This is a genomic window from Thermaerobacillus caldiproteolyticus, assembly GCF_015326725.1.
Lineage (GTDB): Bacteria > Bacillota > Bacilli > Bacillales > Anoxybacillaceae > Thermaerobacillus > Thermaerobacillus caldiproteolyticus.
The window spans coordinates 1,642,644-1,662,492 of sequence record NZ_CP064060.1 but is presented as its reverse complement, the minus strand read 5'-3'; the positions used below and the strand labels follow the sequence as shown (position 1 = coordinate 1,662,492).

Genomic DNA, 19,849 nt, shown 5'->3' with positions numbered 1-19,849 from the left:
TCTTACTCCGGAACATTTCCCGCCGATGGGTCAGGTTGGAAGGAAGAGCGGTAGCCTTGATAGTGTACTTCGGTGACCATTCCGCTTGCGGCGTGATGCAAGTCGTGACAATGGAACATCCAATTGCCCGGGTTATCCGCTTGGAACGCAACAACATACTCTTCACCCGGTTTGATATTCAATGTATCTTTTATAACTGGATAGCCAGTTAGCGGAGTTCCGTTTTTGCTTAATACTTGGAAAAAGTGACCGTGTAAATGCATAGGATGATCGTCTGTTTTCGATGTATTAATCAGTTTTACTTTCACGAGATCTCCCTTTTTTACCTGAATGGGCTCTGTATTCGGGAATGTTTTCCCGTTAATCGTAAAGACGGTGTTGTTTCCAGCTGTAGCGGTGCCTAATTTCATTGTATATTCCAAATCATAGTGTTGATTCAATGTAAATGGCCCCGTCTCATGTTTTCCGTATGTGGTCACATCAAAAATGGGTAGCGGTTTATCAGAATTAGGGTGGTCGTTTTGAGTCGCTTTGCCTTCATATTCAATCCGCACTTTCATTCCATCGGTTCCCGCCGTTGTTCCATGGCATTCTAAGTACCATGTTCCCGGATGATTAGCCGTAAATTCAATGTCGTATCTTTCGCCTGGGGCAATCGCTAACAGTTCGTCTTTGATGAGTTTTGGCTCTTTTATTGGTTGTCCGTCGATAGCGGTGACTTGGAACTGGTGACCGTGCAAATGAAGCTTGTGAGTCATATAGCCTGCATTAATGAGGCGAAGTTTGACTCGTTCCCCTTGTTTCACTTTTAACGGTTCAACGAGATCCCCACTTTTCCCATTAATCGTGAAAATATCGTACATACTCATATCGTGTCCATTCATGTTGCTTGTGCCGTGCGCCATTTCATGCCCGCTATGTCCGCCTGTCGTTTCCGTCATTGGATGACTCATCCATTCGTCGATAATGAGCGTATAATCGCGGTCAATGTCCTCTTTTTCTTTCGGTTCAACGATAAGGGCGCCATACAGTCCTTTATCCACTTGGTTGACGCTGTTTTGATGAGAATGATACCAATATGTGCCCGGAACAGTTGCGTCGAATTCATACGTAAAGGTTTTTCCTGGCTGTACGGCGTTCATCGTTACCCCCGGAATGCCGTCCATATTGTTTGGAACAGGGTAGCCGTGCCAATGAATGGTCACTGGTTCTTTTAGTTCGTTTTTTAGATGGATTTTTACATGTTCTCCTTGTTTTACACGAATTTCGGTTCCTGGAACGGAGCCGTTATACGTGTATACAGGAAGTGTAACGTTACGATTGAGTTGATGAGTCGCTTCTTTTGCGACAATCGTAAATTCATTACCGGTTTGTCGGGCTGTTGTTTTTGTCTCGTTATGTTGGGAATGTTGTCCGTTATTGGTTGTCATATTGTGATTGCTGTGCGAGTTCTCATTGTGAGAGCAAGAAGCTAACAAGAAAACAAACAAAGCCGTTGCCACCGTCTTTTTGTTCATTCGTCATTACCTCCTTCATTTTTTAGAATAGAGAAAAAATGTGCAGAAATTATCGAGGACATGCACAAAAATTTGATACATTGGTGATAGGATAAGGACGAAAGGAACGAAGCGGTAATGAAAAACATTTCTTTTAAAATCGGTTTGTTATTTCTTGTATTTATTGTACTGATTGAAACAGTGTTGTTTTTTACCTTATATGTTCATGTAGTGGAATCTCGCGTGAAAGAAGAGTTAAATGCTTTACAGGCAAGAGGAAATAGCCATCGCGCTGTGTTGGAAAAACATTATGGTCAATCGACGATTGATCATGTGGCGCTCATGGAATCGGAAGCAGATACAGATGTCGCCATCACCGATGAAAAGAAACACATTCTTGCTTATTCTAATCGGTTACAGCCGGAGATGAAGCGAATCATTCGACATTCTTCCGCTCAGGTTCCACGCGAGGGGAAAATCATTGAATCGCACTGGAAAACAGAAAAATATATTGCCGCTATCAGTCCGATTCGTTTACACCATCACACTGTTGGCTATGTGTATATGTTTCAACCAACAGAGTCGATTAAAGAAATGATTTGGCGGATCAATCATTTGTTTATGTTGGTCGGAGCGTTATCGCTTCTGGCAACGATTTTCACTATTTTTCTATTGTCCCGGATTGTTGCTTCTCCGCTTATCCATATGAAAGAAGCAACAGAGCGCCTGAGTAGAGGGGATTTTTCCGTTCACCTACATGTAAAAAGTAATGATGAACTAGGAGCGCTTGCAAAAGCGATTCAATTGCTATCCAGAGATTTAGCGCATTTGAAAAAAACACGCAGTGAATTTTTAGCGAGCATTTCGCATGAATTGCGCACTCCGTTAACGTATGTAAAAGGGTATGCAGATATTGTAAGACGAAAAGAATTGAGCGAAGAAGAAAGGATAAAATATGCAACGATTATTTATGAGGAGGCCAATCATGTGGCTGCTCTTGTCAAAGAATTGTTTGATTTAGCTCAACTTGAACAACATTCATTTTCGATTCAAAAGGAAGCGGTGAAACTATATCCATTTATTCAACGTGTTGCGGATAAAATGGCACTAGCGTTTCAAGAAAAAGGAATTCACTTCGAGTATCGTTGTCCGTCTTCTTTGTCGCTTCAAATTGATCCCAATCGTTTTGAACAAGTGCTTGTCAATGTATTAGATAATGCGTTGAAGTATTCGAAGCGAGGGGGGCACGTTCGTTTAGATGTTGAAGAAAAATCGAAGCACGTGCTCATCACTGTTGCCGATGAAGGAATCGGCATTCCCGAGGAAGATGTGCCGTTTGTGTTTGAACGGTTTTACCGTGTTGATAAGTCGCGAGCCCGTTCCAGTGGTGGAAGTGGATTAGGATTATCGATTGTAAAAGAAATTGTAGAAGCTCATGGGGGCACCGTTAAACTGGAAAGCAAAGTAAACAAAGGAACAATGATCACGATTGAATTAGAAAGGGATATCGAGCAATGACAAGAATTGTGTTGGTCGATGATGAACAGAGAATGCTTGATTTGCTGGAACTATATTTAGCGCCAAAAGGGTATGAATGTATTAAATGTCGGTCAGGCGAGGAGGCGATGGACTATGTTCGCCATAATGTATGTGATTTAATTTTACTTGATGTCATGATGCCTTACATGGATGGCTGGGAAACGTGCCGAAATATTCGGCAGTTTTCCGATGTGCCCATTATCATGGTCACTGCAAGAGATCATAAACTGGATGTTGTAAAAGGGCTGAAAATCGGGGCTGACGATTATATTACAAAGCCGTTTGATGAAGACGAATTAGTGGCGCGAATGGAAGCTGTATTGCGCCGCACGAGAAAGAATTCCCAACTTGAAGATAGTGGTCTTGTGTGGAATGAACTGACACATGAAGTGACATATAACGGAAAAAAGATTCCGGTAACTCCAAAAGAGTTTGGATTGCTAGGGTTATTTTTACGGAACCCAAACCGCGTGTTTAGCCGGGAACAACTCATTGTTTCCCTTTGGGGATATGATGCTGAAACGGAGGGAAGAACGGTTGATTCCCATATTCGTAATTTGCGTGAAAAAATGCGTCAAGCAGGCTTTCCCATTGATGAACGATTAGAGACAGTTTGGGGAATTGGTTATAAGTGGGTTACATCATATTGAGCTGTTTCTATTTCACTATGTTTAGAAGGAAAGGAGTTTTTAACGAAGGAAGTTGCCCAAGCTCGACGAATCATTCCAACCCTGAATACGGACTTCCTATACGCTAACGTACTGCGCAGGTTTAGCTTTTCGGCCAGTATAGGAGCATGTGTTGGTTGAGAATGTTACATGGCAGGCGCTTCCCCCTTCTATCTCCAGTTTTCAAAGAGAGATTTGTGCAAAGAAACTACATGTTCATTAACTGCTACGAAAAAGGGGATTTGCACCTTGATCATTTCGACATCGTGCATTTAAATAAAAAATACCAGCTCACTCAATGAGCTGGTATTTTTTTTATGTTTGTTAGAAAACATGACAAACATTTTTTGTTGGAAATCGGTTTCAATAAAAATAACCGTTGAAAACGAGTGTTTTATGTAATATATTATAACATAAATATGTGATAATAAATAACAAACGAGAAGGGGAGATGAATATGGATCCGAAATCGTTAGCAGCAGGGCTTGATTCATTATGGGTGATGGTGAGTGCGATATTAGTCATCGGGATGCAAGTAGGATTCGCGTTGCTCGAGGCGGGGTCAACACGAATGAAAAACTCTGGCCATGTAGCGGGAAAACAAATTTTAAGCTTTGCGATTGCTTCCCTTGCATTTTGGGCGTTTGGCTTCGCCATTACGTTCGGAGCGGGCAATAGTTTCATCGGTACGGAAGGATGGTTTTTAAAAGAAGGAAAAGAAACATTTGATTCTCTTTCATGGGCAAATGTGCCGTTATCGTTCAAATTTTTGTTCCAGCTCGGATTTGCCGGAGTATCACTGGCAATCGCGTGGGGAGGATTTGCTGAACGGGCAAAACTATCCGCATACTTTGTTTTTGGAGCGATTTTTACGATTGCTATTTATCCAGTTATCGGTCACTGGGTATGGGGCGGCGGCTGGCTCGGCAAGCTAGGGATGCAAGATTTTGCTGGTTCAACCGTTGTTCATTTGCAAGGCGCGATTGCTGCTCTAATCGCCACCGTACTGCTTGGACCGCGCATTGGGAAATTTAATAAAGATAAAACGCCAAATGTGATTCCGGGGCATAATCAAGTATATACGGTCATTGGTGGCTTGATTTTATGGATCGGTTGGTTTGGATTTAACGCGGGAAGCACAATGGCGGTAGGAGATGGTTTTTTCGGATATGTTGCGTTAACGACAAACTTGGCCGCGGCAGCTGGCGCGATTGCCGCAATTGTCACTGCAAAAATTCTTGTCGGGAAAGCAGACATTCCAGCGATGGTTAACGGTGTGCTAGCAGCATTAGTCGCGATTACCGCAGCGTGTGCTTTTGTTGAACCATGGGCAGCAGTCGTCATTGGAGCGGTAGCGGGTTCATTTACATTTTGGACGTCGATTTATTTTGAACGAAAAGGGATTGATGATCCGATTTACGCATTTTCTGTACATGGAATTGCCGGAATCATTGGCACGATTTCAACTGGATTTTTCGCATCTCCTCGTTTAGTGGAAATAACGGGAGTTGGGAAAGCAGGGCTTGTTTATGGTGGAGGATTCCATCAATTAATTATACAAACAATTGGGGTGTTAGGCGCAGCTGTTTATGTTGCGATCGCATCATTCATTGTATTATTTGTATTAAAGAAAACAGTTGGATTGCGCGTCACAGCCGAACAAGAAATTTCCGGTTTAGATATTAGTGAACATGGTTCGTACGGTTATCCGGAGCAGTTGGATCCTGCGTTTATAAATCATTCAAAGACAATGGTGCAATAATTAATCATTGCGGAGAGAGCCGGATTGAATTCATTCAATCCGGTTTTTTCAAAAAAGGAAGAGATGAGCATGGAACAGTTATACGAGCTTATTCAACAAATTGACCGGGCAAAAACGGTTAGTGAACTAAGCGCATATCACCGTGAGCTTGCTTATCGGTTGCGAAATTTTATTGAACGAGACACAATTTATTCACTTTCCCATACCCTGACCGATGTGCATGATGCCCTCATGAAAAAAGCGCTTGTTTTTGCGGAAGAAGAAACTATTCATGCTGCGGTCGGTACCCCGCCTAAGAAATGGTGCTGGTATGTAATGGGGAGTATGGGGAGGGGGGAGCCGACATTATGGACGGATCAAGATAATGGCATTCTGTTTGACTGCGCCCCTGAACATGAAGCGTCTTGTTACGAGTTTATTCGTTATTTTGCAACAGTCGGAACGAACTATTTGCATGAGATTGGGTATCCGTATTGTTCCGGATATGTTATGGCGACGAATCACCGTTGGAGCAAATCGCTTCGAGATTGGGAGAGACAAATTGAAACGTATATTAACCATCATTTTCCAGATGATATCCGCTTTCTTTTCATTGCGATGGACATGCGCCCGATTTATGGATGCAACGAATTAATTGTGAGCAGTAAGCAAAATCTCATTGAATGGATTGGCAACGAGCCGCTTTTATTAAAACGAATGGGAGAACATGTCATTTTTCCGCACGTTCCTCTTGGTTGGCTTGGCAACATTCAAATCGAGCGATGGGGAGCGTATAGCGGCTCCATTCATCTAAAGCATAGCGGATATGTACAACTTGTGAATTCATTAAAGTTTTTATCATGTCTAGGAAACATTCCGGCCATGACGACGTTGGAGCGATTACAGGATATTGATGCTCGAGTGCTTTTGCCGTCACCGCTAGCGAAAAAGGCGGAAGAAGCGTTTTTGACAAGCCTGTATTTTCGATTGAAATATTCGATGGAACTAGGAAATGAGCGCGACTATGTCCCGTTGCGTGTACTTGACCGAAAGGAACGACTTCAACTAAAACGGGCGATGAAAACAGCAAAACAATTGCAGCGGTTTGTCATTCGACGGGCAGGTGAGTTGCAGGATGAATGAGCAACATCGTTTTTGGCAACGGGCGCTTCGCATGTTGTCAATGGGGGTGCCGAGAGAGCAATTGTCATCAGTGGGAGAAAATGACCATCGTGCGTTCCAGCAAGAAGTATGGGTTCGCACATTGCTTAAAGAATTACAAAAAAAGCGGATTGATATGAATACGCGCTTGGAAAACGCGACATTCATTGTCGTGGATACGGAAACAACAGGATTTTCTCCGCAACATGGTGATGAAATTTTTGCGATGGCTGCCGCGAAAACTATTAATGGGACTTTGAAAGATTTTTATTTTACACTTATTCGTCCAGATAAAGAGATTCCAGACCACATCTCGCAATTAACGGGAGTCAAGACAGAAGATGTGCAGGCTGCTCCTCGTTTAAAAGAAGAGATGAACAACTTTTTATCATTTATTGGCGATGGGATTGTAATAGGTTACCATATTGGTCACGATTTATCATTTATTAATCATTTTCTTTGGACTGAGTACCGCACAAAATGGATAGCGCGCTTTTTAGATATGCAGCAAATTCTTGAAATGATTCATCGAAATGCCGTGTTTTCCACATTGGATGCGGCACTGAGTTACTATCACATTCCGTGTGAGAAACGACATACAGCCGATGGGGACGTGCAGGCGATGGTGGAGCTATGGAAGCGGATATTAGAAGAATTAAAAAGCCAAGAAATAGAGACATTATATGATTTATATGCCGCGTTAAGCATTGCATAACAGGCTATCTCTTAGTTTGTGAGATAGCCTGTCATAATTATAATGGCTTTGTTGGTGTTGGTTCGGCATAGCCTTCTTTATATTTCGCATCAATCATACTGCGAATCTCTTTGATCGATTTTCCTTGCTCGTATTCGGAAATCGCTTCAGCGGCAATTTCTAAACAAACTCCGCATTTTGTAGCGTGGTCATCCCAAACGACAGCACCATCTTTTTTGTTTTCGTATACGAAACAATCATAGTTATTTTTATGGCCGGCTGCTTCCCCGCATCCGCAATAACATGGGATGCTTTCTAACAATTCCTTATGTTTTGCTGCCTGCTGATAAAGGACTGCCATATCTTCTTCATATTGGCTTAAAAAAGTAGGGAGATGGTCGATCGATTTTGTTGTTTCGCGTATATCTCCAGAGCTTGTTGTGTATTTCATCGAATGATGGTTTTGGTTTTCTGCTGCTTGATCACCGGAACATGCGCTCATCACTAAACTCAGCGACAGTATGCAGGCTGCCATCATTGTTGCACGCTTCATTCATCTCATCCTTTCAACCATAAGTGATGTTCAGGGTATGACGTTATTTTGAATCTAGCATATGAAAAAGAAAACAGCAACACTTTTGACAGAAAAAAGAGGCTGCCTCTTCATAGAGACAGCCTGCATTCTTATTGCTCTAAAAAGTATTTTTCGATATCATCCAACATTAAATTTGCTGCAAGCACGCCGCCAGCTGTATTCCAAATCGTATCGCTGACTTTATAGACTTTGCCTTGTTTTGACACATTTAAGTTTTTAAAGAGAGGGTCGTTAATCCATTCTTTTTCTAGTTTCGTTGCGGCACCATCACCTTGCTCATATGTGAAGTAGAAAAGGATATCTCCATCCATTGCTGGAATGCGCTCTTTCGTTACGCCTGTTTCTGCAAAATCATTGGCGTTTTGTGATTCAGGACGAGCAAAGCCCAATTGATCTAAAATCACGCCAGAGAAGGAGTCTTTATGATAAATGCGGACATCGCCTGACATAAAGCGGACGATGGATACTTTCATTTTTAATTTGTCGCCTAATTTCGCTTTTAAGTCTTCGATGCGCTGATTGTATTCAGCGATGACTTCTTTTCCTTTCTCTTCTTTATTCACCGCTTTTGCGTATAACGTAAAGTTTTCTTGCCAGTTTCCTCTTAATGTTTCTGAAAATACCGTTGGTGCAATTGCTTTGAGTTGCTCATAAATTTTTTCATGGCGCAATTTATTTCCGATAATTAAATCTGGTTTTAATGCGGCGATCGCTTCTAAGTTTGGTTCACCTTCGGTTCCTACCACTTTGACCCCATCCATTTTGTCTTTAATATGGTCGTACCAAGGGTTTCCTGTCCATGATTTTACGGCACCGACCGGTTTTACTCCTAATGCTAGCAGTGCTTCTGTTCCTTCGTTAGTTAAAATGACGACACGTTTTGGAGTTCCTTTGATTTCTGTTGTCTCCATTGCATGCTTAACTGTGTAGCTTGTTGATTTTTCCGTTTTTTCGCCGGTTTGCTTTGGCTCTGCTTCTTCCTTCGAGCCGCAACCTGCGAGGACGAGAAGAAGAGCAATCACGATCGTCGCAAGAAGCGAACATCTTGATGGTTTGAACATTATGTATTCCCCCTGTTTTTTGATAATGATTTTCATTTACAAGAAACATGATAATGGTGATGATAATCATTGTCAATAATGAATTATGAATATAGTGAAAAAACAAGAAAAAGATGATTGAAACATATTGACACTGATATTCATTATCAAATAGACTTATATCTAGATAGAATTACATATATTTCATATTAGGGGAGTAAGCGCGAATGTTAGCAACCAATCAGGCAAAAATCGCAGGGCTTTTATTATTGGTCATTCTACTTGCGACAAGCATGTGGATGAGCATTATTTACGGATATACAGATACAAGTTGGAAAGTAGCAATCGAAGCCTTAATCAATAATAATGGTTCAAATCAGCATATCGTCATTGAAACGGTCCGCTTGCCGCGTGCACTCATTGGAGCAGCAGTTGGAGCAAGCCTGGCGATGGCAGGGGCGTTAATGCAAGCATTAACGAAAAACCCGCTCGCATCGCCGGGGATTTTTGGAATCAATGCAGGAGCAGGCTTTTTCATTGTATTGTTTGTAACTTTCTTTCAAGTTAGTTCTCTTCATATGTTTACATGGCTTGCTTTTGCCGGTGCTGCATTAGCTGCTATCATCGTGTTTGTCATTAGTTCAGTCGGCAAAGAAGGAATGACACCGCTGAAGCTAACACTAGCAGGCACGGCTGTGGCCGCGTTATTCGCTTCTTTAACGCAAGGATTATTGGTAGCTAATGAGAAGGCGTTAGAAGAAGTGCTGTTTTGGTTGGCTGGGTCTGTGTCGGGACGAAAGTTGGAAATGCTAGTCGCTGTTCTTCCTTATTTTCTTATCGCGTGGACCGGCTCGCTTTTGTTGGCGCGAAAGGTGAATATCCTTATGATGGGAGATGATGTTGCCAAGGGGTTAGGGCAGCGTACAAATGTTGTGAAGTTCGGAGTGGCGCTCCTTGTGATTTTATTAGCGGGCAGCTCAGTGGCCGTAGCCGGACCAATTGGTTTTATTGGGATTATTGTTCCGCATATCGCGCGCGCATTAGTCGGTGTCGATCATCGCTGGGTCTTACCATATTGTGCCTTCATCGGCGGTATTTTATTAATCGCTGCCGATATTGGAGCGCGGTACGTGCTTATGCCGCAAGAAGTGCCTGTTGGGATTATGACGGCGTTTATCGGTGTTCCATTCTTTATTTATATTGCCCGTAGGGGGATTTTGGCCAAATGAGAAAGTACATATCACTTCGAATTGGAAAACAGATTTCATTTTTAATAGACAAAAAGGCGATGATCATAAGCTTACTATTGTTATTGATAAGTATTGTAGTATTTATTGTAAGCGTTGGAAGCGGAGAAATGTATATTTCGCCTCTCGATGTGGTAAAGACACTCGTCGGTAGCGGTTCAGCGATGAATGAGGTCGTCATTCACTCTTTTCGTTTGCCGCGCATCCTTGTTGCACTTTTGGTTGGCATGTTGTTAGCGGTAGCCGGCTCGATTTTGCAAGGAATGATCCGCAATCCGCTCGCTTCTCCGGATGTACTCGGCATTACGGGTGGTGCAGCGGTAGCGGTTGTCGCGTTTTTTGCGATGTTTAGTGATAAAAACAATTCGTTAACGATCAGCATTCATTGGTTGCCGTTAGGAGCTTTTGTCGGTGCGACGGTTGCTGCGTTTCTTGTTTACTTATTGTCATGGAAAAATGGGATTACTCCGATGCGGCTGATTTTAGTGGGTATTGGTGTATCAGCTTTCATGCAGGCGTGCACCACCTTACTGATGATTACGGGGCCGATTTATCGTGCCAGCCAAGCGAACGTTTGGATTACCGGCAGCGTCTATGGAGTTTCGTGGAAACATGTCTCGTTTCTTGTGCCTTGGGCCGTTGTTCTCTTGCTGATAAGTTTTATCTCGGCACGAAAGATGAATATTCAAGAATTAGGAGACGAACTCGCGATGGGTGTGGGAGTCTCCTTACAAAGACAGCGCCTGTTCCTTCTTTTATTGAGCACGGCGCTAACGGGCGGAGCAGTTGCATTTGCGGGTGGAATCGGGTTTGTCGGGTTAATGGCACCACATATGGCGCGGAGGCTTGTCGGTTCTTCTTTCGGTGCTCTGCTCCCGGTTGCTGCCCTGTTAGGAGCGATTTTAGTCATGCTTGCCGACTTAGCGGGACGCATGCTGTTTGCTCCTCTTGAGATTCCAGCAGGGGTGTTTACTGCGGCTATCGGTGCTCCGTACTTTATTTATTTGTTGTATAAAAGCCGACATTGATAGAGAGGTGGGGATAGGATGAATGCATTACAAACGAAAGAGCTAACCTTATCTTACGGAAACACAATTATTATTAATGAATTAAATTTAAGCATCCCAAAAGGAGAAATTACCGTTTTTATTGGCGGAAATGGTTGCGGGAAGTCGACGTTATTGCGTTCATTGGCCCGATTGCTTAAACCGACAAGCGGCACTGTATTGCTTGAAGGGGAAGCAATTGCAAAATTGCCGACAAAAGAGGTGGCAAAAAAATTGGCGATTTTGCCACAATCGCCGACCGCTCCGGAAGGGCTGACTGTTCTACAGCTTGTCAAACAAGGTCGCTACCCATATCAAACATGGTTGAAACAATGGACGGAGGAAGACGAGAAAGCGGTACAGCGCGCGCTTGAGGCGACAAGAATGATCGAATTGGCTGAGCGTCCTGTTGATTCGCTCTCCGGAGGACAGCGGCAGCGAGCATGGATTGCGATGACGTTAGCACAAGATACGGACATTATTTTGCTAGATGAACCGACGACATATTTGGATATGACGCACCAAATCGAAATTCTCGACTTGTTATTTGAGCTTAACGAAAAAGAAAAGCGCACGATTATTATGGTTCTTCATGATCTAAACCTTGCGTGCCGCTATGCTCATCATATCGTCGCGATTCGCGATAAAAGTATATATGCCCAAGGAAAGCCAGAGGAAATCATTTCATGTCAGCTTGTGAAAGATGTGTTTCAAATGGATTGCCAAGTCACGTATGATCCATTATTTGGAACACCGCTTTGCATTCCATACGGCAAGGGAAGATGCATTTTACAAAAGGAAGGCGTTTCGTAATGCTTCTCTCTCCCGATGAAATAAAAGCATTAGAAAAATTTCGCCTTTCAACAACCAGAACGGCTTCGTTATTATCGATTCGGGTTGATCGATTGTTTCATGAACGAACGCTCCTTTCCTATTTGGAAGCTGTGCAGCAGAAAATCAGAGCGGCGAACAAGACAGTCGCTGCGTCCATTTTTATGAAGCGATATAGCTTTATTGCTGTCATGTCGCTTTATGCGATGTCCGTATGGAATAAGCGGCTTTCATTGTCATTCGATCGTATATGGATCGAAACGGACGATGAGGAGAAAGCATGGTTACCGACGTTTCGATTTGAAAAGTTAGAATACGAAGTGACTGATGGCAATCGTAACGCGTGGCGGCAAGAGACGATTCGTCTGCTGTTTGCGGAACATATTTTTCCTGTTATTGAACAGTTACAGAAAATGACGAAAATTTCTCCGTTAACACTATGGGAAAATACAGCGATTTACATCTTTTGGTTATATGAAACATTGCTCAAAGACGAGGCGTTAGAGGATATTAATGCTCGACTTCGTGACGATTTTCAGTTTGTTGTTCAACAGGCAGATGGAACATTATTCGGCTCCTATCCTAAAAACCCATTAGGGCGTTTTTGGAAAGAAACAAACGGCATTCGCCAACGGACAACGTGTTGCCTTCACTATCAGACAGCAGCTCGTTCCCATTGTCGGACATGTCCAGTGCGGCGTCCATAAAGACCATCTCCTTCTTGATGGCAAGAGGGGATGGTTTTTACAGATCTGCTGCATTTCTCTGTTGATGTTTAGAGCACTAAAAAAGATTGAAATAAATTAGTCTTGCTCAACTACTGCCACCCGTTCATATAACAAGTTAAATCTGTACTTTATCTTCTTTTAATTCTTTGTATGTAAATTCAACTAGTTTGCTGTTTATAAGTACGCAGCTATGTTCATACTTCTTCGATTCAGTAAGAACTAAAGGTAAATATCTCGGTATCATTTCTCCTACGCCATCATTTTTTTCACCCAATATTCAAGGTGTATTTTTCCAATTTAAAATACCTTCATCTGTTTTTTTAGGTGTGGGATATGAATAATCATCGGGTATATCGACAAGAAAGACATACATTCCGTCAGAATAGGCATTATCCACTTTCCATGTAACAATGCCTTTGAATTCAATCTGAAAGCCGCTTATGTCAATACCTGTTTCTTCTTGCACTTCTCGAATCACACACTCTAATGGCGTTTCATTATTTTTTACCTTTCCACCTACCCCATTCCATACTCCCTTAGCCGATGCGAATTCACGATTTAACATAAGTAATTCATTACTCCTTCTAATGAAGCACAAAGTTTGTTTATACACGAAATCCCCCTCTCTAATTTGCATCATCCTCATTTTACCATTAGTAAGAAGAAATGCTCATTTTTTTAGAATTGGCTTTCTTCAACTAAACCGCCTGTTAACTGAACAAGAAAATCAACAACATTTTGTAACAAAGCCTTTATAAATATCATAAAGCAAAATCGTTGACTTATATACCGTACTGGGGTATTGTATAGGTGAAGAGGTGAAAACAATGTCTTATGATATGTGTCATCACGAACAAGAAAGGAAATTAGCCGAGCCGCGCGATGAAAAAGAGAAAGAATTATTAGTAAATCGTTTGAAGCGGATTGAAGGTCAAGTACGCGGCATTCAAAAGATGATTGAGAACGATCGGTATTGCGTTGATGTACTCATTCAACTGTCTGCGGTGACAGCGGCATTGAAAAAAGTGGGGTTCCATTTGCTCGAACGTCATACGCAACATTGTGTACGGACAGCAATCGAAGCAGGAAGCGGAGACGAGGCGATTGAAGAATTGATGAAAGTATTGGCGCAATTCTCCAAATCTTAATGGAGGGAAAGTGATGAAAAAACAAATACAAATTGGCATTACCGGAATGACGTGTGCCGCTTGTTCAGCGCGAATCGAAAAAGTGTTGAATAAGATGGACGGAGTAAAGGCGAACGTCAACTTGGCGATGGAAACGGCAACGGTTGAATACGATACGGATCGTATGAGCCCTAACGATATTGTTGGAAAAATTGAAAAGCTTGGCTACGGCGTTACGACGGAAGGTCTAGAACTCGATGTATACGGCATGACATGTGCAGCGTGTGCGTCACGTATTGAAAAAGGACTAAATCGTCTCAACGGCGTAACAAAGGCGACCGTGAACCTCGCTTCAGAATCTGCCTTCGTTGAATACCAACCGGGGGTAGTTGAACGCGAAGAGATTTTACAAAAAATCAAACAGCTTGGCTATGAGGCGAAAGTGAAAGAAGAGCGAGATCAGAAGCAGCAAGCGAAACAGAAAGAAATCAACAAGAAAAAACGACAATTATATGTTTCCGCTTTACTGTCTCTGCCGCTTCTTTATACGATGGTCGGGCATTTTGGTTTACCGGCGCCACATTTTTTAATGAATCCGTGGGTCCAGTTTGTATTAGCGACGCCGGTTCAATTTTACATCGGCTGGCCCTTTTATGTCGGGGCGTTTAAAGCATTAAGAAATAAAAGTGCCAATATGGATGTGCTCGTGGCACTTGGTACATCAGCTGCTTATGCATATAGTTTTGCTGAAAGCGTTCGGACGGTGAGCAACCCAGCTTATATGCCACATTTATATTATGAAACAAGTGCGATCCTCATTACGTTGATTTTGTTAGGGAAGTTGTTAGAAGCGTTAGCTAAAGGACGAACGACAGAGGCCATTTCAAAATTAGTCGGCTTGCAAGCGAAAGAAGCGACGGTCATTCGGAACGGTGTGGAAACGAAGGTACCGATTGAACATGTCGTCGTCGGCGACGAAATCATCGTAAAACCTGGCGAAAAAATTCCTGTCGATGGGGAAGTCATTTCCGGACGTTCGTCCGTCGATGAGTCGATGATTACCGGTGAATCGATTCCTGTGACGAAAGATCCCGGTGATCAAGTGATTGGTGCGACAATGAATCGAAACGGAACGATCACTATCAAAGCGACAAAGGTAGGAAAAGATACAGCGCTTGCGAACATTATCAAAATCGTCGAGGAAGCACAAGGTTCCAAAGCACCGATTCAACGAATGGCGGACCGCATTTCATCATATTTTGTTCCAATTGTCGTGATGATGGCAGCTGTCACGTTTTTGGTGTGGTTTTTCTTCATTCGCCCTTATGATGTGCCGGGTGCGCTTGAAGCAGCAATTTCAGTGCTTGTCATCGCTTGTCCGTGCGCACTAGGTTTAGCGACGCCGACATCGATTATGGTTGGAACAGGAAAAGGGGCAGAACATGGCATTCTTTTTAAAGGAGGTGAGCATTTAGAAACCGCTCAGCGGATCGATGCAATCTTACTTGATAAAACGGGTACCATTACGAAAGGAAAACCTGTTGTCACGGATTTTGTGGCAAACGATCCAGAAACGCTGACCTACGTCTATGCGGCAGAAAAGCGGTCGGAACACCCGCTTGCAGAAGCGATTATCGCCTATGCGAGCGAACAACAAGTCCCGCTTTATGAAGCCGAGCAATTTGAAGCTGTTCCGGGGCATGGAATTATCGCAAAAGTCAATGGGAAAACCGTACTTGTCGGAACGAGAAAATGGCTGGCAGACCATAAAGTCGATTATACAGCATTTACAGAGCAATTAATAACATATGAATCTGAAGGAAAAACGGCGATGCTTATCTCGATTGACGGTGAGGCCGTCGGTGTCATCGCCGTCGCAGATATCGTCAAAGAAACAGCGAAACAAGCGATTGAGCAACTGCAACATCTCGGTATTGACGTCTATATGGTCACTGGCGACAATAAACGAACAGCGAAAGCAATCGCCTCTCAAGTCGGTATTGATCATGTGTTTGCAGAAGTGTTGCCGGAAGACAAAGCGAATTATGTCAAGCGGCTTCAACAACAAGGAAAAATCGTTGCCATGGTCGGCGATGGGATCAATGATGCGCCGGCGCTTGCAACGGCTGATATTGGCATTGCGATTGGCACCGGTACAGATGTGGCGATTGAAACAGCGGGCATTACCATTGTTGGCGGCGATTTAACGTTAATTCCGAAAGCGATTGAATTAAGCCGCAGAACGATGAAAAACATTCGCCAAAATTTATTCTGGGCGCTTGCGTACAACTCAGCGGGGATTCCGATTGCCGCTATGGGACTGTTGGCCCCGTGGATTGCCGGGGCGGCAATGGCGTTAAGTTCTGTGTCTGTTGTAACGAACTCACTCCGTTTAAAACGAATCAAACTATAGAAAAAGAGAGGATGATCACGATGGAAAAAGTAACATTATCTGTATCAGGCATGAGTTGCGGACATTGTGAAAAGGCGGTGAAAGGAGCTCTCGAAGGGCTTAACGGTGTTCATCATGTGACGGTTTATTTACAGGAAGGAAAGGTTGATGTTGAATTTGACGCAACAAAAGTCGACATCGCTGCATTGAAACAAGCGATTGAAGAGCAAGGATACGACGTGGCATAGCTTGTATCGTGGCAAAGCGGCAAATGTCGTTTTGCCATTTTTATTGAAAAAATTTGTTGATTTTTCGTGCTATTTCCGTAAAAATGGAATTGAAGGAATATAAAATGATTCAAAGGCAGCTTTTTCATAGGAATAACGAAAATATAGCTGAGAGGTAATCGTTTATATGACAGACAAGTTTGCTGCTTTTTTTTATCATTTTAATGATGCCGTTGTCATCTTCGATACGACTGAACGAGTTGTCTATGTTAATCGAGCGTGCGAAACGTTGCTTGGCTGGAACAAGCTTGATATGGCACATGGACACTTGCCTTGGTTGCAGAAAGATGAAATAGAGATTGTTCGTCATTTGCTAAAACGAGTGAAAGCCGGAGAGTCGATCTCAAACGTAGAATGGAAAGCGAAGAGAGCATGCGGAGACGACGTACCTGTAAGTGCTGCTTTCTCCCCTATTTTTGATGAAAGTGGAAACGTTGCTTATATCGTATGCATACTGCGTGATATAACGAAACAAAAAGAAATGGAAAGGGCGTTTCAAGAGAGCGAACGGCGGTTTCGATTAATTGCCGAGCATTCATCTGACTACATTCTTATCCTTTCCAATCACGGAAAGCTCATGTATATTTCTCCTTCTTTCCAAAACACCTTTGGCGAGATCGACGAAGGAGATATACATCAATTATGGAATTATGTGTATGAGGAAGATGTACCTGTAGTCAAAGAAAAATTCAAAGAGTTATACCGTACACACGAAATACAAACAGTGGAATTTCGTAAGCGGAACAAACAAGGTGAATGGATATGGATGGAGGCACAAGGGAAAGCGATTTTAAATGAAAAGCGATCGCTTGATTATGTCATTGTGACGGCGAAAAATATTAGTGAGCGGAAAAAATATGAAGAGAAATTGCGCCAACTAGCTTATTTCGACTCGTTAACCGGAATTGCGAATCGCACTTATTTTGAAAGGCGTATCAAGCAGCTTGTCAATGACAAGACAACCTTTGCGCTATGTTATTTAGATTTTGATAAATTCAAATGGATTAACGATCATTTTTCCCATCAAGCAGGCGATTATTTTTTGCAGGAAGCGGTTAAGCGCGTGCGAAGCGTGCTACGGACAGAAGATTTTTTCGCTCGAATTGGAGGAGATGAGTTCGTTCTTCTGTTGCCGAATGTGACGAAAGAGGACGTCACAAAGCTAGCCGACGAGCTTATTCAAACGTTTCATCAACCGTTTTATTACGAAAAACAACGGATTCAGTCAACGCTTTCAATTGGTATTGCGTTTTTTCCAAAAGATAGCGAACGGATTGAGCAGGTCATGAAATATGCCGATCAAGCGCTTTACCATGTAAAAGAACGCGGAAGAAACGGATATGAATTTTATCGTCCCGCGCAAAACCGAAAAGCGATGATTGAACAAGACTTGCCCTTTGCCATTTTACAAGAGCAGCTTTATTTATGTTATCAGCCGAAAATTGAGCTTGGTAGCGGATCGACAATGGGTGTGGAAACATTGTTGCGCTGGCGGCATCCGGCGTTAGGAGAAATTCCGCCGCTTGAATTTATTCCGCTTGCTGAACAAAGTGGATTTATTTTCGAAATTACGCTATGGGTGCTCGAACAGGCATGCCGTCAAGTAAAAGAATGGCAAGCGCACTTTCCAGATTTAAACCTAGCGGTTAATTTGTCACCGTTTTTATTAAATCGAAAAGAGCTCATTGATCATGTTATACATATATTACAAGACACGGGCTTCGCGCCGGAACGTCTAATTTTGGAAGTAACAGAAAGCGGTTTAATGGAGAATATTGAGACAGGAAAACATATTTTAACGGAATTCAAAAACGTCGGTATTCAAGTGGCGATCGATGATTTTGGCACAGGTTTTTCCTCGCTAGCCTATATTCGCAATTTGCCGGTTTCACTTTTAAAAATCGACCGCAGCTTTATTCAAGGAATTGCCGAAAACTCGAAAGATGCTACGATTGTGGATACAATTATCCATTTAGCGAAAAGTTTAGACATTAAAGTGTTAGCGGAAGGAGTGGAGACGGACAATCAAGTATCTCTCCTCCAACAAATGCATTGTGATTTTGCCCAAGGATTTTATTTTAGTAAGTCGTTAGAAGCAGAAAAATTGCAGCAATGGCTGGAAGCGTATAATCAAACTGTATTTCTCCAAGAAGGCAACCACTCTAATGTTTGAGCGTTAGGGTGGTTGCTTATTATTTCTAATTGTTTTTTTTCTTACATTTCACAAACTAAGATAAACGAACGACGATGGGGGAGTAAGATGATTGGGGAATCGTTACCGCTAGATCAACCGATGAAAGAGCAAGTTCTTCGTTCTTTACATGAAATTATTGAAGAGGCAGAAGCAATGCGCCAGTCTCTGTTTGAGGAGAATTGCTGTATATTGTCGCGCTTAGAAACATTAAAAAAGCACATTGTCCGGGTACAAACGATGGCTGCTTCCTTTTATCTCCATTCATACTTATCGGCGTATACACCGCATTATGTCGATTTATCGCTTGCAGCAAAACATTTGGCAGAACGGCGACATGGTGCTTTGATCATTATCGAACGAAATGATTCAGTTGACCATTTATTACACCACGGAATCCCAATAGGGGCGAAAGTTTCCCATACGTTGTTAGAGACAATTTTTTATCCCGGCAATCCGCTTCATGATGGCGGAACATTAATCCGTTATGACGAAATCGTTTCCGCCGGTAACATTTTACCGCTAGCCCAACATGTCACTTCTGGAAAAAAGCTAGGTACCCGTCATCGTGCTGCCATCGGGTTAACAGAACAAATCGATGCCCTCGTCATCGTCGTTTCTGAAGAAACTGGAACCATTTCGTTCGCGATTAACGGGCAATTGTACGCGTTACGTTCTTGAACATAAGGAAAAGGAGCGAAAAAGATGGAATTTGTACCAAGAAGTGTGATGATCAAAGAGTTGATCGACACATTACAACCGATCATGGACATATACAACCTCGATCAAGTCGGCATTTTTGAAGAAGAAGGGGAAGGGAATCAGTATTACATGGGATATACCGTTAACAAAGATGACCACATGATCGTTCTTCACATGCCGTTTGTAAAAAATGAACGCGGTGAACTCGCTTTGCAAAAACAGGAATGGACAGTTCGTGTAAACGGCAAGGAGCAGAGCGAATACCATTCGCTCGATGAAGCATGGGCTGATATAGAGCGAATTTAGAATACATTTAGTGTTATATCAACAAAATAATAGGCTAAACAGAGAGATAGCTTTTTGC

Annotated in this window: 18 protein-coding genes and 1 pseudogene; 15 read left to right on the top strand and 4 right to left on the bottom strand. The window is 42.6% G+C overall.

Going from position 1 to position 19,849, the window contains the following annotated elements; translation table 11 throughout:
* Positions 1–2 precede the first annotated feature (2 nt).
* Positions 3–1,517, bottom strand: a complete 1,515-nt coding sequence (locus tag ISX45_RS08135; protein WP_194520470.1) for a multicopper oxidase family protein — start codon at positions 1,515–1,517, stop codon at positions 3–5.
* A gap of 117 nt (positions 1,518–1,634) precedes the next feature.
* Between ISX45_RS08135 and ISX45_RS08130 the strand changes: the two genes are divergently transcribed.
* From ISX45_RS08130 to ISX45_RS08110, 5 genes are all read left to right on the top strand, one after another.
* Entirely contained in the window at positions 1,635–3,014 is a 1,380-nt protein-coding gene (locus ISX45_RS08130; RefSeq protein ID WP_194520469.1) for a sensor histidine kinase, read from the top strand.
* A complete protein-coding gene (locus tag ISX45_RS08125) occupies positions 3,011–3,685 on the top strand; it encodes a response regulator transcription factor (RefSeq protein WP_194520468.1) in 675 nt (224 codons plus the stop codon). The genes ISX45_RS08130 and ISX45_RS08125 overlap by 4 nt, the downstream gene beginning before the upstream one ends.
* 475 nt (positions 3,686–4,160) lie before the next feature.
* Complete coding sequence (locus tag ISX45_RS08120) at positions 4,161–5,465, top strand: ammonium transporter (RefSeq protein ID WP_194520467.1); 1,305 nt, start codon at positions 4,161–4,163, stop codon at positions 5,463–5,465.
* Between the two features lie 24 nt (positions 5,466–5,489).
* The gene (locus tag ISX45_RS08115) at positions 5,490–6,587 is read left to right on the top strand and encodes a DUF294 nucleotidyltransferase-like domain-containing protein (RefSeq protein ID WP_323744664.1); all 1,098 of its coding nucleotides are present in this window, start codon (positions 5,490–5,492) and stop codon (positions 6,585–6,587) included.
* Positions 6,580–7,320 (top strand): exonuclease domain-containing protein, encoded by a 741-nt coding sequence (locus tag ISX45_RS08110; RefSeq protein ID WP_194520466.1) that lies wholly within the window; start codon positions 6,580–6,582, stop codon positions 7,318–7,320. Before ISX45_RS08115 ends, ISX45_RS08110 begins: the two co-directional genes overlap by 8 nt.
* Positions 7,321–7,357: 37 nt before the next feature.
* On the opposite strand, the gene ISX45_RS08105 is transcribed toward ISX45_RS08110, so the two are convergent.
* Together ISX45_RS08105 and ISX45_RS08100 are read right to left on the bottom strand one after the other, a co-directional pair.
* Complete coding sequence (locus tag ISX45_RS08105) at positions 7,358–7,852, bottom strand: PCYCGC motif-containing (lipo)protein (RefSeq protein ID WP_181556040.1); 495 nt, start codon at positions 7,850–7,852, stop codon at positions 7,358–7,360.
* Positions 7,853–7,983: 131 nt separating this feature from the next.
* A complete protein-coding gene (locus tag ISX45_RS08100; protein ID WP_181556041.1) occupies positions 7,984–8,955 on the bottom strand; it encodes an ABC transporter substrate-binding protein in 972 nt (323 codons plus the stop codon).
* Positions 8,956–9,161: 206 nt separating this feature from the next.
* On the opposite strand from ISX45_RS08100, the gene ISX45_RS08095 reads away from it, so the two are divergent.
* From ISX45_RS08095 to fhuF, 4 genes are read left to right on the top strand one after another with little or no spacing between them, the layout of a single operon-like run.
* Positions 9,162–10,163 (top strand): FecCD family ABC transporter permease, encoded by a 1,002-nt coding sequence (locus ISX45_RS08095; protein WP_181556042.1) that lies wholly within the window; start codon positions 9,162–9,164, stop codon positions 10,161–10,163.
* The gene (locus ISX45_RS08090; protein ID WP_194520465.1) at positions 10,160–11,209 is read left to right on the top strand and encodes a FecCD family ABC transporter permease; all 1,050 of its coding nucleotides are present in this window, start codon (positions 10,160–10,162) and stop codon (positions 11,207–11,209) included. The genes ISX45_RS08095 and ISX45_RS08090 overlap by 4 nt, the downstream gene beginning before the upstream one ends.
* A gap of 18 nt (positions 11,210–11,227) precedes the next feature.
* Entirely contained in the window at positions 11,228–12,040 is an 813-nt protein-coding gene (locus ISX45_RS08085; RefSeq protein WP_181556044.1) for an ABC transporter ATP-binding protein, read from the top strand.
* Entirely contained in the window at positions 12,040–12,765 is a 726-nt protein-coding gene (fhuF, locus tag ISX45_RS08080; protein ID WP_194520464.1) for a siderophore-iron reductase FhuF, read from the top strand. The genes ISX45_RS08085 and fhuF overlap by 1 nt, the downstream gene beginning before the upstream one ends.
* Before the next feature lie 136 nt (positions 12,766–12,901).
* Here fhuF and ISX45_RS08075 read toward each other — a convergent pair.
* Positions 12,902–13,399: pseudogene (locus tag ISX45_RS08075) on the bottom strand (NUDIX hydrolase).
* A gap of 226 nt (positions 13,400–13,625) precedes the next feature.
* Between ISX45_RS08075 and ISX45_RS08070 the strand changes: the two are divergent.
* From ISX45_RS08070 to ISX45_RS08045, 6 genes are all read left to right on the top strand, one after another.
* Positions 13,626–13,934 (top strand): metal-sensing transcriptional repressor, encoded by a 309-nt coding sequence (locus ISX45_RS08070; protein WP_181556124.1) that lies wholly within the window; start codon positions 13,626–13,628, stop codon positions 13,932–13,934.
* 13 nt (positions 13,935–13,947) lie between these two features.
* Positions 13,948–16,326 carry a heavy metal translocating P-type ATPase gene (locus ISX45_RS08065; RefSeq protein ID WP_194520463.1) on the top strand — a complete coding sequence of 793 codons (2,379 nt, stop codon included), beginning with the start codon at positions 13,948–13,950 and terminating at the stop codon, positions 16,324–16,326.
* 20 nt (positions 16,327–16,346) lie between these two features.
* Positions 16,347–16,553, top strand: a complete 207-nt coding sequence (gene copZ / locus ISX45_RS08060) for a copper chaperone CopZ (RefSeq protein WP_194520462.1) — start codon at positions 16,347–16,349, stop codon at positions 16,551–16,553.
* Positions 16,554–16,719: 166 nt separating this feature from the next.
* Complete coding sequence (locus ISX45_RS08055) at positions 16,720–18,765, top strand: sensor domain-containing protein (RefSeq protein WP_181556048.1); 2,046 nt, start codon at positions 16,720–16,722, stop codon at positions 18,763–18,765.
* 87 nt (positions 18,766–18,852) lie between these two features.
* Complete coding sequence (cdaS, locus tag ISX45_RS08050; protein ID WP_194520461.1) at positions 18,853–19,464, top strand: sporulation-specific diadenylate cyclase CdaS; 612 nt, start codon at positions 18,853–18,855, stop codon at positions 19,462–19,464.
* Between the two features lie 24 nt (positions 19,465–19,488).
* A complete protein-coding gene (locus ISX45_RS08045) occupies positions 19,489–19,791 on the top strand; it encodes a DUF5634 family protein (RefSeq protein WP_194520460.1) in 303 nt (100 codons plus the stop codon).
* The last annotated feature ends 58 nt before the right edge of the window (positions 19,792–19,849 follow it).